Raw genomic sequence first — 12363 nt, forward strand, 5'->3', positions numbered from 1 at the left:
ACTCGGGCTGGTGATCTGTTCGTGGCACCCTAGGCACAGTCACCGAATGTGGGAAGACAGAGTTTTGCGTGCAGTCCGCCGCATCACTCAAATTTGCTTGCCAATTCGCTCAGCAATCCGGCCAGTTCCTGTGGATGCGAGAAAAACGGAGAATGCGAACTGTCGATGGTTCGCCGCAGGTCCTTCGGGATAAACGCGCACATGTCCGCCTGATATTCCGCGGGGATCGTTCGGTCATCTGTGGTGCGGATATAGGCCTTGGGCACTTCGTTGAAATTCGTGCCGACCGGCAGTGGTGTTTCCTGGGGGCGAATGGCCTGTGGGCACAGGCGCGCATAGGCGTAAGGCAGGATATCGTCAGGGCAATCGTGGTAGAACAGCTTTGGGATGGCATCTACCGACACGGTGTAAGACAGCCCGTCAGACGATTTGTCAATCGCGTGGGCAATTGTCTGCTGCGGGCCGCGTCTGCGCATTTCTGCCAGCGAAAGGCCATCGTGAGGCACGTAGGCGCACAGAAAGATCAGGGCGCGCATGGCGTCCGGTCGAGCTTCGGCGGCGGCGCTGATCGGATACCCGCCCCACGAGTGACCCACGACAATCGTATCGGGCGTACAGGCGTTCAGAACGGCATCGCGGCAATTTTCCAGCGTCACCTCGGACACCGGCGTTGGATCTGCACCATGGCTGGGCAAGTCGATGGCCCGGGCCGAATGTCCCAAAGCTTCCAGCGCGGGGATCAGGTCGCGCCAGCACCAGGCTCCGTGGCAGGAGCCATGGACCAACAGGAAAGACGCCATCGCTGTTCTCCTTCAGATATGCCCGATATCGGTCAGAAACCGGGTCAGGATTGCTGCGTATTCTGCGGGTTTCTCGACGCAGGGCAAATGGCCAGCTCTGCGGATCAGTTCGAACCGCGATCCGGGGATCAGGTCGACAGTTTCGCGCACCAGATCGGGCGGGGTCGAGCCGTCCTCGCTTCCGGCGATGCCAAGCGTGGGAAGGCGCAGGCCGCTTGTGGGTGTATAGAAGTCGGTCCCGGCGACAGCAGCGCAACAGCCCAGATATCCGTCAAGCGGTTGGCTGATCATCATGTCGCGCCATGGCAGGTGGTTTTGCGCTGCGCGGAAATCACGGGAAAACCAGCGTTCCATCGTGGCGTCTGCCACCGCTTCAATCCTGCCGCGACGCACAGCGTCGATCCGATCCTGCCAGACTGCGGGTGTGGCGATTTTGGCAGCGGTGTTCGACAGAACCTGCGCACGTATCTGATCCATACGTTTGACGGCCAGCCCCTGTGCGATCATCCCGCCAATGGACAGGCCGACAAAAACGCAGTCGCGAACCTTCAGGTGATCCAGCAGCGACTCGGCATCGCGGATCAGGGCGCCCATAGAATAAGGTGCCGGTGGAACCGATGATTGCCCATGCCCGCGTTTGTCATACCGGATGATACGCAACCCTTTGGGCAGGTGCGGTAACACTGCGTCCCATATGTGCAGGTTTGTTCCCAATGAGTTGGCAAAAACCAGTGGCGCGCCGTCCGCCGCACCATCGACACGGTAGTTCAGTTTCACGTCGCCCAGATCAGCGATCATCATGACTCAGGTCCTTGCAGCCCCGGCGTTCCAGGTGCAACTTGCACAGGTTTGGGGTGCCTGTCAGGTCAGGAATTCCAACGCCCTGGCAAAAACATCCGGATCGACGTTACCACCCGATGTGACTACGATCACGTCGTCGCCCTCAATCTCGTCGCCCCGGAACAGGGCCGAGGCCAATGCGACTGCGCCGCCGGGCTCCAGCACGATCTTGAGGCGCAGGAAAGCAAGTGCCATGGCCCGCAGGGCCTCTTCTTCGGTCACCGAAATACCGGGCCCGCAAAGACGGTTTAGGATGGGAAAGGTGATGTCGCCGGGTTGCGGTGTCAGGATAGCATCGCAAATATTGCCTGATGCCGCGTTGTTGTTCTGAATCCGTCCCGTCGCCAGTGATCGTTTGACGTCATCGAACCCTTCCGGTTCGCACGGGCGTGCCCTTAGGTCGGGGGCGTGTTTTTCCAATGCCAGTGCAATGCCAGAGGTGAGGCCGCCACCGCCGCAACAGACCAGAACATCCGCCTGAGATAACCCAAGTTTCGCGGCCTGTCTGGCGATTTCCAAGCCGGTGGTACCTTGCCCGGCAATCACCTGAGGTTCGTCATATGGCCGGATCAGAGTCAGCCCGCGTTCGGCGGCGATGGTCTCCCCGATCTCTTCACGGCTTTCGTTTGCGCGGTCGTAAAGAACGACCTCACCTCCAAGCGCGCGGGTGTTTTCGATTTTCAGGTGTGGCGCGTCCGACGGCATGACAATGACAGAAGCAATACCGTGTTTCGCCGCCGCCATCGCAACGCCTTGTGCGTGATTGCCCGAAGAATATGCAATCACGCCGCGCTGGCGTGTGTCTTCGTCCAGCGCGGATATGGCAGACCAAGCTCCCCGAAACTTGAAACTGCCCGTATGTTGCAGGCATTCCGGCTTGACCCAAATCCGGCGCCCGGCGATCGCGTCAAGAAATGGCGACGACAGAATTGGTGTCTCGCGGACATGTCCTTTAAGCCGTATGGCCGCGGCTTCGATCATTTCAAATGTGCTCATGCAGCGTTCTTCAATACCTTTTTGATGACATCCAGAGATTGCGGCTCATTCAAGAACGGAACATGCCCGCGATCCGGTACTTCGGCCGAGATCAGACCGGGATGCCGCCGGTGCATCTCAGCCAGTGTTTCTGCGCTCAAAACGTCCGAGTTTGCGCCCCTGATCGCGCCGCATGGAATATTGCGCAGCGCTTCAAAAAACAACCAATAGTCGGGTATAGCACCGCTCGCGGCCTGTTCCAGAAGCGCCTTGCGCAGGGCCGGATCATAGCGCAGCGCCAGCCCGTCCCTTTGTTGTTCGTATTGAATTTCGGCCTGTTTGCGCCAGATCTCCAACGGAACCCTGGGGAACTGCGGCTCCATCACATGTTTCAGGGCGGCAGCAGCTTCGTCATGGGTTTTCGCGGTGGGTTGTGCGCCCACATAGGCCATGATCTTGGCGATGCCTGACGTCTCTATGACGGGCCCCACATCGTTCAGAATCAAACCGGCCAAGCGTTCGGGGTGGCTTGCTGCCAGTGCCATGGCAATCAGCCCGCCCCGCGAGGTGCCCAGAATGACCGCTTTTTCGATGCCCAGAAAATCCAGCAGTTCAATCGCGTCATGGGATTCACGAAAGATGTTGTAGTTCATGAAATCGGGGTCGTAGTCTGAGCGGCCGCGCCCCCTGTAATCCATCGCAATCATGCGCAGCTCAGTGGCATGTGGTGCGAAATACGAAAAATCCCGGCTGTTTCTGGTCAATCCGGCCAGACACAAAAGCGGCGTGCCCGATCCATGGTCTTCGAAATAGATGCGCTTGCCGTCCGAAGTCGTAAAGTCTGACATCAAAGACCAGCCAGCTTGGGAATGGTGGTCAAATCAGACAGAACATGCGCTGGCGTCCACGGCAGCCGGTCCATTGGTTCCCCGATCCGATTGACCCAGGCGGTGACAAAACCATAACCGCTGGCCCCTGCGGCATCCCAACCGTTTGAACTGACGAACAAGACTTCGTCGCGGGCGCAGTCAAACCTGTTCTGAACCAGATCATAGACACGGGAATGGGGCTTGAAGACCCCAACGCTTTCGACCGACAGCACGTCATCCAGCACATCGCCGATCCCGGCGGACTGAACAGCACCGTCCAGCATGGGCGGTGATCCGTTGGACAGGATGGCAGTCTGCATCCCGCCATCCTTGAGGGTTTTCAACATGGCAGGAACTTCGGGATAGGCCTGCAACTCCCAATAAAGATCCAGCAGGCGTTGGCGCAGTTCAGGGTTGCCCTGCAGGCCTGCAGCTTCCAGCGCCCAGTCCAGCCCGTCCTGCGTGACATCCCAGAAGTCCGCATGCGCATCAGCCACTGCACGCAGCCATGTGTATTGCAATTGCTTCAGGCGCCAATGTCCCGCGACCTCGGGCCATTTGTCTTTCAGTGCTTCGAATCCAGGTTCGCTTGCCGCCTGCCGGGCGGCGGCCGCAACATCAAACAGTGTTCCGTAGGCGTCGAACACGCAGGTCGTGACTGCCATATAACCCTCCTTTGATTGCGCGCAGGTTGGCACAACACGGAATGGGGGGGAAGGGCCAAGGGTTTACAACTTTGTGTCAATCTCTAGGGTTGGCCGCTTAACCCCTAAAACGGCCGGAGGCCACTATGACCGAAATCAAGCAAGGCGACACGGTTCGCATCCATTACACAGGGACATTGCTGGATGGCAAAGTCTTTGACAGCTCGGATGGGCGCGATCCGTTGGAGTTCGTGGTTGGATCGGGCCAGATTATTCCCGGTCTGGACAGTGCCATGCCCGGTTTGTCCGCAGGTGACAAGAAACGGGTCGAGATTGCCTGTACCGACGCCTACGGCCCGATCAATCCTGCGATGCGTCAGGAAATCCCCCGTGAGGGTATTCCCGAGGATATTCCGCTAGATCCGGGCACTCAACTGCAGATGCAGACACCTGACGGTCAGGCCGTACCAGTGACAGTTGTGGACGCCAACGAAGCGACTGTAACTCTGGATGGGAATCATCCGTTGGCCGGACAGGATCTGGTGTTTGAGATTGAAGTCATCTCGATCAATTGAGACTTAGTTCGGGTTGGAAATCCTGCACGGACTTCAGCCGATCAAAGCTTCAACAGCTGCACGTACCTGTGGCTGGGTGAAAAAGACAAACACCAGCAGCAATGAAGTCAGCGCGAGCAGCAGCACTCTGGCCCGCTGGCTGAGGAAACCGGACTTCTTCCGGCTTTGCACTGACCGTGCGTTGTTTGCAATGATTTGATCTAGCTTGCTCATATCGAAGTCCTGCCGCCCAAAGATGGTGAAATCTTGGCGGCGGCAGGGAAAGATATGGTCACATGAAATCGGGTTGTGGCATGCCCAGAACGTGGAAACCACCGTCAACTCGGATGATTTCACCAGACGTGCAGGCACCCGCATCAGATGTCAGGTAAACTGCGGTCCCGCCAACAGCTTCCAGTGTGGCATTCGAACGCATCGGCGCATTCTGATCACAGAACTTGTATGTCCTGCGCGCTCCGCCAATGGCCGCACCGGCAAGGGTTTTCATCGGCCCAGGTGAGATTGCGTTCACGCGGATACCATCCGGGCCAAGGTCATTGGCCAGATAACGGGTCGCCGATTCCAGCGCAGCCTTGGCAACACCCATGACGTTGTAGTTCGGTACGACCCGGTTTGATCCCTGATAAGTCAGCGTCAGCAGCGAGCCCCCATTGTCCTTCATCATCGGATAGGCGCGGCGCGCCACCTCGATGAAAGAATAGGCCGACACGTCCATCGAGTGTTTGAAGTTCGCCCGCGTGGTATTCAGAAACCGGCCTGTCAGCTCGGACTTATCCGAATACGCAATGGCATGAACAACAAAGTCGATGGTGGGCCAACGCTGAGCCAGCTCACCAAAGGCGCGATCCAGTGACTCGTCGTCGGTCACATCGGCATCCACCATGAAATCACTGCCCAAGCTTTGAGCGAGAGGTTCCAACCGCTTGCCGAACGCTTCGCCCTGATAGGTGAAGGCCAGTTCTGCGCCTGCCTCGTGCATGGCCTTGGCAATGCCCCACGCGATTGAGCGGTCATTGGCCACGCCCATGATCAGGCCGCGTTTACCTTTGAGAAGATCCGACATCACTTTCACCCGTTATACTTAGACAGAATCATGGACCCGTTAGTGCCGCCAAAGCCGAAGCTGTTGGTCATGACACTGTCCAGTCCTGCGTTTTCAACCACTTCAGTTGCAATTTCACCGGGCAAGATGCCTTGGGCGAGTGTGTCGACATTGATCGACGGCGTAATGAAATCATTGTCCAGCATGAGTAAGCAGAAGATCGCCTCAAGCGCTCCTGCCGCGCCTTGCGCGTGGCCAGTCATTGATTTGGTCGAGGAAATCGGCGGTACATTGCCTTCACCGAAGATGCGGCGCACAGCCTCTACTTCGCCCACGTCACCGACAGGGGTCGAGGTCCCATGTGCATTGATATAGCCGACCTTGCGACCTTCGGGCAGTGTGTCCAGCGCCAGCCGCATCGCGCGCTCGCCGCCTTCACCTGAAGGGGCCACCATATCATGGCCATCCGAAGTGGCAGCATAGCCGGTGACTTCGGCATAAATCTTTGCGCCGCGGGCCAGAGCGTGCTCCAACTCTTCCAGAACGAGGATGCCGCCGCCACCGGAAATCACAAACCCGTCACGGTTTTCGTCAAACGCGCGCGAGGCTTTCTCGGGCGTGTCATTGTATTTCGACGACATCGCGCCCATCGCATCGAACAGACACGAAAGCGTCCAGTCCAGTTCTTCGCCGCCGCCAGCAAACATGACGTCCTGTTTGCCCAGCATGATCTGTTCGGCCGCGTTGCCGATGCAATGCAGCGAGGTCGAGCAGGCCGAGGTGATCGAATAGTTGATACCCTTGATCTTGAACGCGGTCGCCAGGTTTGCCGAAATTGTCGAGCACATACATTTTGGCACGGCGAACGGCCCTATCCGTTTGGTTGCACCGGTGCTCAGAACCGTCTGATGCGCGGTCAGCATCGCGCTTGTCGACGGGCCGCCGGATCCGGCCACCAAACCTGTACGCGGGTTGACTACCTGGTCCTCGGTCAGACCGGAATCTGCAATGGCCTGAGACATGGCGATATGAGCGTAAGCCGCGCCCGGACCCATGAAGCGCAGGGTGCGTTTGTCTACGTGTTCAGCCACGTCAATCTTGAGCGTTCCCGCGATCTGACTGCGAAACCCGTGTTCTGCCATCTGTTCGCTGGCTTCGATCCCGGATTTACCTGCTTTGAGCGAGGCCAGAACCTCTTGGGCATTATTCCCGATCGAAGACACTACCCCCAGACCGGTGACGACTACTCGACGCATGTGCGCACTCCTTATTTCGGGTCGTACAGGCTCAGGCCTCGGACAGAACGACCTTCATATCTTTGACATCATAGATCATCTCGCCATCGGCTTCGACGATTCCATCTGCCACACCCATGGTCAGGCGACGTGTCTGAATCGCTTTTTTGAAATCGATTTTATACGTTAGCATCTTGCGGTCCGGACGAACCATACCGGTCAGTTTCACTTCGCCCACGCCAACGGCCATGCCGCGCCCTTGCCATCCACGCCAACCCAGGTTGAAACCGGTCAGCTGCCATAGACCGTCAAGGCCAAGGCAACCCGGCATAATCGGGTTGCCTGGAAAATGGCAGTCAAAGAACCAAAGGTCAGGGGTGATATCGAACTCGGCCAGCACATGGCCTTTGCCGTGCAGGCCACCATCATCCGAGATGTCGGTGATCCGGTCCATCATCAGCATTGGCGGGGCGGGCAATTGTGCATTGCCGGGGCCAAATAATTCGCCGCGGGCGCATTTCAGCAGATCGTCTTTGTCAAAACTGCTCGGGAACTGGGCCATTCTTGCCGCCTCTCCTGCCGTGGGTCCGTTCGTAATATCTGGCCTCGTCTAGCACCCGTTTGCAAGGTCCTGCAAGAGCAGCGGCCACATCATGTTGTGTATACCGCGTTCTTTGCGAATGAATTTCATTTGAAATTGCCAACCATGCGCTCCTATATATAATGGAAGTCACTATGGGTATTGGATCAATGACACCGCAGAGCGGCGATATAGCTACAGGTTGGCTGGTGAACGCTGGCCTGCGTCCGACGCGTCAGCGTGTGGCGTTGGCCGAGCTTTTAGTGGGCGATGGCCGCCATCGTCACGTTACCGCCGAGAGCCTGTTTGAATCGGCCAAGGCGAATGGTGACGCTGTATCACTGGCGACGGTTTACAATACCCTGCGCGCGTTTTGCGACGCTGGCGTTCTGCAGGAAATCACTGTGGACGGGTCAAAAAGCTATTTCGACACGAACACGCATGATCACCCTCATTTTTATTGGGAAGACGAGGCACGCCTGAGTGATGCGCCATCGGACCAATTGGTGATCCAGCGCCTGCCCGAAGCGCCCGAAGGGGTCGAGATTGCCTCGGTTGACGTTGTCATTCGCCTGCGCAAAAAGTAGCGCCAACACCGCCGTTCAAACTCGCCAACAACAAACGTTCAACCTGATCAATGGTCGCGTCAGCGGGCCCTGTTCCGTGGCGCGCAAGAACAACGGATTCAGTTGCGTCCTGATTGCTGATCGGAACACTGACAAGACGTCTGTTGTCATAACTGACCGCGTTGAGCGGGCTGGTATAGCTGATCCCGATCCCTTCGCCATGGGCGGCAAGACTGCGCTGAATCTCGATCGATGCTGCCCTATGTGCGACAGTCGGGTGCAGACCGTTGCGCCGAAAGAGACTGAGGATGTGTTGTGCCGACCAGCCTTCTGTTGACAGGATCAACGGGTGAGCAGCCAAGTCAGCCAGTGAGACCGTGCCCGCTGTCGCCAATAGATGATCTGGGGGGATAAGGGCCTTTGGCCGACTGTCGAACAGTTTTGCTCGTGTGAACCCCGCATCCATTGTCAGCTCGTAAGTGATGGCAATATCGATCTGGCCATCAATCAATCTGTTCAGCAGCCCTTCGAAGGAGGCGGCAAAGTAAGTGATAGCGATGTTTGGAAAAGCATTGCGCAAATGGTGCAGGGCGGGTGCCAGCAGGAAGGGGGCGAGGTCCGTAAAACACCCCAGTCTTAGACGTGTCGTGCCCGGCGATGGAGTTTCTGATGACTCGATTTGGGCTGCGTCTTTCAGAAGGGTCTCGGCCTGATCGATGAATTTTCGCCCCTGAGGCGTCAGCGCCATGGCCGAGCCTCGGCGGCGGATAAACAGCGGGTGTCCCAAATGTGCTTCGACACGCGTCAGGGCTGTGGACAGGGCCGGTTGCGATACATTCAGGTATTGTGCGGCTGCGGACAGGCTGCCGTGGCGCCCGACCGCGCAAACATATTCGTACTGACGCAGTGAAATGTATAACATAAAGTTAATTATAACTTCGAAAGATATGATTTGAACAGAACACTCCTTCAACGCAAAAGATTGGAAAACGAATGGAGACCCGGATGCCTCACCCGCTTGTAACTCAAGAGATGATCACAACGTATCAGGATGATGGCGTCGTTCTGATCAAAGGGCTGTTTGCAGATTTTGTGGATCAACTGCGCGACGGCATTGCCGCGAATATGGCAGAGCCTGGCCCGTATGCATCAGAAAACAAGAAAGAGGGTCAAACGGGTCTGTTCTTTGACGATTATTGCAACTGGACCCGCATCCCGCAGTTCCGCGAGGTGATCGAAAACTCGCCCGCGGCCGAGGTCGCAGCGGACCTGATGCAGTCGAAAAGTGTTCAGGTGTTTCACGACCACGTATTGGTAAAAGAGCCCGGGACATCCATGGCCACGCCCTGGCATCAGGATGGCCCATATTACTTCGTTGAGGGTCAGCAAACCATCAGCTTCTGGTCTCCGCTGGATCCGGTCAGGCAGGCGACGTTGCGCTGTGTCGCGGGCTCTCACCGGTGGGAGAAAGAGGTGCTGCCAACCCGCTGGGTTTCTGAGGAAGGTTTTTTCCCGGATGAAGGCCAGTACATCCCCGTACCGGACCCGGATGCCGAGGGCATGAAGGTCGTCGAATTCGAAATGGACCCCGGTGACGCCGTTGCCTTCAATTATCGCACCCTTCACGGTGCGCGAGGAAACCACTCGGACAGCCGTCGCCGCGCCTTTTCTCTGCGGCTGGTCGGCGATGACGCAAGGTATGTAGAGCGTCCAGGCAGAACCTCTCCACCGTTTCCCGGCCATGACATGACGCCGGGGCAGCGTCTGCGAGAAGACTGGTTTCCGGTCCTGTTTCAGCGCTGAGGCGCTTCAGAACCATTGGCCTGATTCGATCAGGCCCAGATCCAGCAGCTGCCGCGAGTGCCATTCAAAAGGCACGGAGTTGCGCCAGCTAAAACTTGGAATGTCAAAAGTCGACCCGGCATTTGTTTTGAGCGCCTTCGCGGCGCGGAAGGAACAGATAGCCGCGGTCACGTTGTGATGCCATGGGCAGGAATAGGTATTGTATTCCGGCTCATTGAACGTGTGGTCGGATTTCAGGATCAGGCCCTTTTGCGCCTTGAACAGGGCGATGCGGTCGATGCGACGGCGTTCATAGGGAATGTGATCCTCGAACCGCCAGCGCAAGCCACCTGACAGGTCCACCTGACGGTCCAGTGGTTGGCCATCAGGGTCGTGGCGTGATTGGGCATAGTAACCCGTTTTGTCGAACAAAGCCTGTTCGGGGGCGACACCGTTGGGAAAAGCGGTCAGGTCCTCGGCATAAAGGTCGATGACGTAGCTCAGCATCGCATTGCGGCGTTCTTCGCTGTGAAAGGCCAGCATTTCGCCAATGCTGCGCGTTTCGCAAAACGGAAAGAACAGGTATTCGGCGTTATAGCAGTAATACATCCAGATGCCGGGTGCGGCCTGAATTATTCTGTTCAGGGTATCGAAAACCACCGTTCGGGGAACGCATTTCAAGGTGACCCGATGCACTCGGTCGGTCAACGCGGGCTCTAGTCGGAACTCCTGAGGCATGAAGGCGATAACGGATTTGAACCCTAGCTTCAGATGGTGATGCAGAGTGCTTTCCAACTCGACCTCGTCCTCGGCAAAGACCATCGCAACGGGGCCTTGCGCCATTGCGGGCTGCCCGGCTTTCAGGAAATGGTCGAGGGAATCGTATTGCATCGGCTGTTTTCGGTTTTGTCTTGCTGGAAAGTTCCGCCAAATTCGGGTAATTGCGCCCGCATTGCAAGCGGCGTTCGAAGCAGATAGACGACGCCGGTCCAGCGAATGCAAAGGCCCGTCTCATGTCCGAACCGAAGAAGCTGTTTATCAAGACCTATGGCTGTCAGATGAATGTCTATGACAGCGAACGCATGTCCGAGGCGCTGGGCGGGCAGGGTTATGTTGAAACCCAGACCCCCGAAGATGCGGATATGATCCTGCTGAACACCTGCCACATCCGCGAGAAAGCGGCAGAGAAAGTGTATTCCGAACTGGGGCGCTTCAAGGGTCTGAAGGCCGAGAAGCCTGATTTGAAAATCGGCGTGGCGGGCTGTGTCGCTCAGGCTGAAGGCGAAGAGATCATGCGCCGCCAGCCGCTGGTTGATCTGGTGGTCGGTCCGCAAAGCTATCACCGCCTGCCCGAGATGGAGGCAAAGACCCGAGCGGGCGAAAAGGCGCTGGACACGGATTTCCCCGAAGAGGACAAGTTCGAAAAACTGAAAAACCGCCCCAAGGCCAAGCGCGGCCCGACGGCGTTTCTGACTGTTCAGGAGGGCTGTGATAAATTCTGCGCCTTCTGCGTGGTTCCTTATACGCGCGGTGCTGAAGTCAGCCGTCCAGCGGATCGCATCATCCGCGAAGCCAATGATCTGGTCGAGCGCGGGGTGCGCGAGATCACGTTGCTGGGCCAAAACGTCAACGCCTATCACGGTGCCGGGGCAAATGGTGACATTACACTTGCCGGCTTGATCTGGGAATTGAACAAGGTCGACGGGCTGGAACGCATCCGCTTTACGACCTCGCACCCGAACGACATGGCCGACGACCTGATCGAGGCGCATGGCACCTGTGACAAGCTGATGCCCTATCTACACTTGCCGGTTCAGTCGGGTTCGGACCGTATCCTCAAGCGGATGAACCGCAGCCATACGGCGGAAAGCTATCTGCGGCTGGTCGAACGCATTCGCGCGGCGCGGCCTGATATCGTGATGTCGGGAGACTTCATCGTTGGTTTCCCCGAAGAAACCGAAGATGATTTTCAGGCCACGATGGATTTGGTCGAAGAGGTCAAATACGGCTACGCCTATTCCTTCAAATACTCCACACGTCCGGGAACCCCAGCGGCTGAACGAGCCCAGGTTGATCCGGCAGTGTCAGATGAACGGTTGCAGCGGCTTCAGGCCTTGATCACGCGTCATCAGCGGGAAATTCAGGACGGTATGGTTGGACGCACAGTCCGCGTTCTTTTCGAAAAACCGGGTCGCCTGCCCGAACAGATGGTTGGAAAGTCCGAATACCTGCATTCGGTGCACGTAAAAGGACCAGAGATCGCCACGGGTGACTTGAGAGAGGTCCGGATCACTGCGTCGGGGGCGAATTCTCTGGCCGGTGAGTTGCTGTAGATCGGTGTTTACACCTCCCGGACACCATAGTTGGTGTTTGTTTCCAAAATTTACCCTTGATTTATTGTTTGGAACTATGCTCCGAGAGGAGCCATGGTTTTCGGGGCGCAAGGATTTGCGCC

Annotated in this window: 15 protein-coding genes; 4 read left to right on the top strand and 11 right to left on the bottom strand. The window is 57.3% G+C overall.

Translation table 11 applies throughout. The annotated features are described in order from the left end of the window. Window positions 1-83: 83 nt before the first annotated feature. Genes AC2FLZ_RS15585 through AC2FLZ_RS15605 form a run of 5 tightly spaced genes read right to left on the bottom strand, consistent with a single transcriptional unit; the run spans window position 84 to window position 4149 of the window. Window positions 84-800: an alpha/beta fold hydrolase gene (locus tag AC2FLZ_RS15585; RefSeq protein WP_480546291.1), complete on the bottom strand. Its 717-nt coding sequence runs from the start codon at window positions 798-800 to the stop codon at window positions 84-86. 12 nt (window positions 801-812) lie between these two features. After that, a complete protein-coding gene (gene pcaD / locus AC2FLZ_RS15590) occupies window positions 813-1601 on the bottom strand; it encodes a 3-oxoadipate enol-lactonase (protein WP_496808814.1) in 789 nt (262 codons plus the stop codon). A 60-nt stretch (window positions 1602-1661) separates the two neighbouring features. Continuing rightward, the gene (locus AC2FLZ_RS15595) at window positions 1662-2636 is read right to left on the bottom strand and encodes a threonine ammonia-lyase (protein ID WP_480518713.1); all 975 of its coding nucleotides are present in this window, start codon (window positions 2634-2636) and stop codon (window positions 1662-1664) included. Continuing rightward, complete coding sequence (locus AC2FLZ_RS15600; RefSeq protein ID WP_480622810.1) at window positions 2633-3463, bottom strand: alpha/beta fold hydrolase; 831 nt, start codon at window positions 3461-3463, stop codon at window positions 2633-2635. The genes AC2FLZ_RS15595 and AC2FLZ_RS15600 overlap by 4 nt, the downstream gene beginning before the upstream one ends. Further along, complete coding sequence (locus AC2FLZ_RS15605) at window positions 3463-4149, bottom strand: haloacid dehalogenase type II (protein WP_480518718.1); 687 nt, start codon at window positions 4147-4149, stop codon at window positions 3463-3465. The genes AC2FLZ_RS15600 and AC2FLZ_RS15605 overlap by 1 nt, the downstream gene beginning before the upstream one ends. A gap of 125 nt (window positions 4150-4274) precedes the next feature. On the opposite strand from AC2FLZ_RS15605, the gene AC2FLZ_RS15610 reads away from it, so the two are divergent. Next, window positions 4275-4703: an FKBP-type peptidyl-prolyl cis-trans isomerase gene (locus tag AC2FLZ_RS15610; protein WP_480554540.1), complete on the top strand. Its 429-nt coding sequence runs from the start codon at window positions 4275-4277 to the stop codon at window positions 4701-4703. Between the two features lie 33 nt (window positions 4704-4736). Here the strand turns inward: AC2FLZ_RS15610 and AC2FLZ_RS15615 are convergent, their stop codons facing one another. From AC2FLZ_RS15615 to fabA, 4 genes are read right to left on the bottom strand one after another with little or no spacing between them, the layout of a single operon-like run. Beyond that, window positions 4737-4916, bottom strand: coding sequence for a hypothetical protein (locus AC2FLZ_RS15615; RefSeq protein ID WP_267366102.1), 180 nt, complete (start codon window positions 4914-4916; stop codon window positions 4737-4739). A gap of 58 nt (window positions 4917-4974) precedes the next feature. Next, complete coding sequence (locus AC2FLZ_RS15620) at window positions 4975-5766, bottom strand: enoyl-ACP reductase FabI (protein WP_267366101.1); 792 nt, start codon at window positions 5764-5766, stop codon at window positions 4975-4977. A 5-nt stretch (window positions 5767-5771) separates the two neighbouring features. Beyond that, window positions 5772-7001, bottom strand: coding sequence for a beta-ketoacyl-ACP synthase I (gene fabB / locus AC2FLZ_RS15625; RefSeq protein ID WP_480518720.1), 1230 nt, complete (start codon window positions 6999-7001; stop codon window positions 5772-5774). Between the two features lie 31 nt (window positions 7002-7032). Beyond that, on the bottom strand, window positions 7033-7542 hold the full coding sequence (gene fabA, locus AC2FLZ_RS15630) for a bifunctional 3-hydroxydecanoyl-ACP dehydratase/trans-2-decenoyl-ACP isomerase (protein WP_209598228.1): 510 nt from the start codon (window positions 7540-7542) through the stop codon (window positions 7033-7035). A gap of 188 nt (window positions 7543-7730) precedes the next feature. Between fabA and irrA the strand changes: the two genes are divergently transcribed. Beyond that, entirely contained in the window at window positions 7731-8147 is a 417-nt protein-coding gene (gene irrA / locus AC2FLZ_RS15635) for an iron response transcriptional regulator IrrA (protein ID WP_267366106.1), read from the top strand. Here irrA and AC2FLZ_RS15640 read toward each other — a convergent pair. After that, window positions 8125-9048: a LysR family transcriptional regulator gene (locus AC2FLZ_RS15640; protein ID WP_480473797.1), complete on the bottom strand. Its 924-nt coding sequence runs from the start codon at window positions 9046-9048 to the stop codon at window positions 8125-8127. The two genes, irrA and AC2FLZ_RS15640, sit on opposite strands and share 23 nt — an antisense overlap. An 83-nt stretch (window positions 9049-9131) precedes the next feature. Here AC2FLZ_RS15640 and AC2FLZ_RS15645 point away from each other — a divergent pair, with 83 nt between their 5' ends. Then, window positions 9132-9929: a phytanoyl-CoA dioxygenase family protein gene (locus AC2FLZ_RS15645; protein ID WP_496882380.1), complete on the top strand. Its 798-nt coding sequence runs from the start codon at window positions 9132-9134 to the stop codon at window positions 9927-9929. 6 nt (window positions 9930-9935) lie between these two features. Here the strand turns inward: AC2FLZ_RS15645 and AC2FLZ_RS15650 are convergent, their stop codons facing one another. Then, the gene (locus AC2FLZ_RS15650; protein WP_480473795.1) at window positions 9936-10799 is read right to left on the bottom strand and encodes a hypothetical protein; all 864 of its coding nucleotides are present in this window, start codon (window positions 10797-10799) and stop codon (window positions 9936-9938) included. A gap of 122 nt (window positions 10800-10921) precedes the next feature. Here AC2FLZ_RS15650 and miaB point away from each other — a divergent pair, with 122 nt between their 5' ends. Beyond that, window positions 10922-12241, top strand: a complete 1320-nt coding sequence (miaB, locus tag AC2FLZ_RS15655) for a tRNA (N6-isopentenyl adenosine(37)-C2)-methylthiotransferase MiaB (RefSeq protein WP_480554536.1) — start codon at window positions 10922-10924, stop codon at window positions 12239-12241. The last annotated feature ends 122 nt before the right edge of the window (window positions 12242-12363 follow it).

Source organism: Ruegeria sp. YKSF131 (assembly GCF_059612645.1).

Excerpts from the sequence above, each read along its gene's own strand:
- miaB (WP_480554536.1), top strand. The coding sequence starts at position 10,922 with ATGTCCGAACCGAAGAAGCTGTTTATCAAGACCTATGGCTGTCAGATG.
- AC2FLZ_RS15645 (WP_496882380.1), top strand. The coding sequence starts at position 9,132 with ATGCCTCACCCGCTTGTAACTCAAGAGATGATCACAACGTATCAGGAT.
- fabB (WP_480518720.1), bottom strand. The coding sequence starts at position 7,001 with ATGCGTCGAGTAGTCGTCACCGGTCTGGGGGTAGTGTCTTCGATCGGG.
- irrA (WP_267366106.1), top strand. The coding sequence starts at position 7,731 with ATGACACCGCAGAGCGGCGATATAGCTACAGGTTGGCTGGTGAACGCT.
- pcaD (WP_496808814.1), bottom strand. The coding sequence starts at position 1,601 with ATGATGATCGCTGATCTGGGCGACGTGAAACTGAACTACCGTGTCGAT.
- AC2FLZ_RS15640 (WP_480473797.1), bottom strand. The coding sequence starts at position 9,048 with ATGTTATACATTTCACTGCGTCAGTACGAATATGTTTGCGCGGTCGGG.
- AC2FLZ_RS15610 (WP_480554540.1), top strand. The coding sequence starts at position 4,275 with ATGACCGAAATCAAGCAAGGCGACACGGTTCGCATCCATTACACAGGG.
- AC2FLZ_RS15585 (WP_480546291.1), bottom strand. The coding sequence starts at position 800 with ATGGCGTCTTTCCTGTTGGTCCATGGCTCCTGCCACGGAGCCTGGTGC.
- fabA (WP_209598228.1), bottom strand. The coding sequence starts at position 7,542 with ATGGCCCAGTTCCCGAGCAGTTTTGACAAAGACGATCTGCTGAAATGC.
- AC2FLZ_RS15605 (WP_480518718.1), bottom strand. The coding sequence starts at position 4,149 with ATGGCAGTCACGACCTGCGTGTTCGACGCCTACGGAACACTGTTTGAT.
- AC2FLZ_RS15650 (WP_480473795.1), bottom strand. The coding sequence starts at position 10,799 with ATGCAATACGATTCCCTCGACCATTTCCTGAAAGCCGGGCAGCCCGCA.
- AC2FLZ_RS15615 (WP_267366102.1), bottom strand. The coding sequence starts at position 4,916 with ATGAGCAAGCTAGATCAAATCATTGCAAACAACGCACGGTCAGTGCAA.
- AC2FLZ_RS15600 (WP_480622810.1), bottom strand. The coding sequence starts at position 3,463 with ATGTCAGACTTTACGACTTCGGACGGCAAGCGCATCTATTTCGAAGAC.
- AC2FLZ_RS15620 (WP_267366101.1), bottom strand. The coding sequence starts at position 5,766 with ATGTCGGATCTTCTCAAAGGTAAACGCGGCCTGATCATGGGCGTGGCC.
- AC2FLZ_RS15595 (WP_480518713.1), bottom strand. The coding sequence starts at position 2,636 with ATGAGCACATTTGAAATGATCGAAGCCGCGGCCATACGGCTTAAAGGA.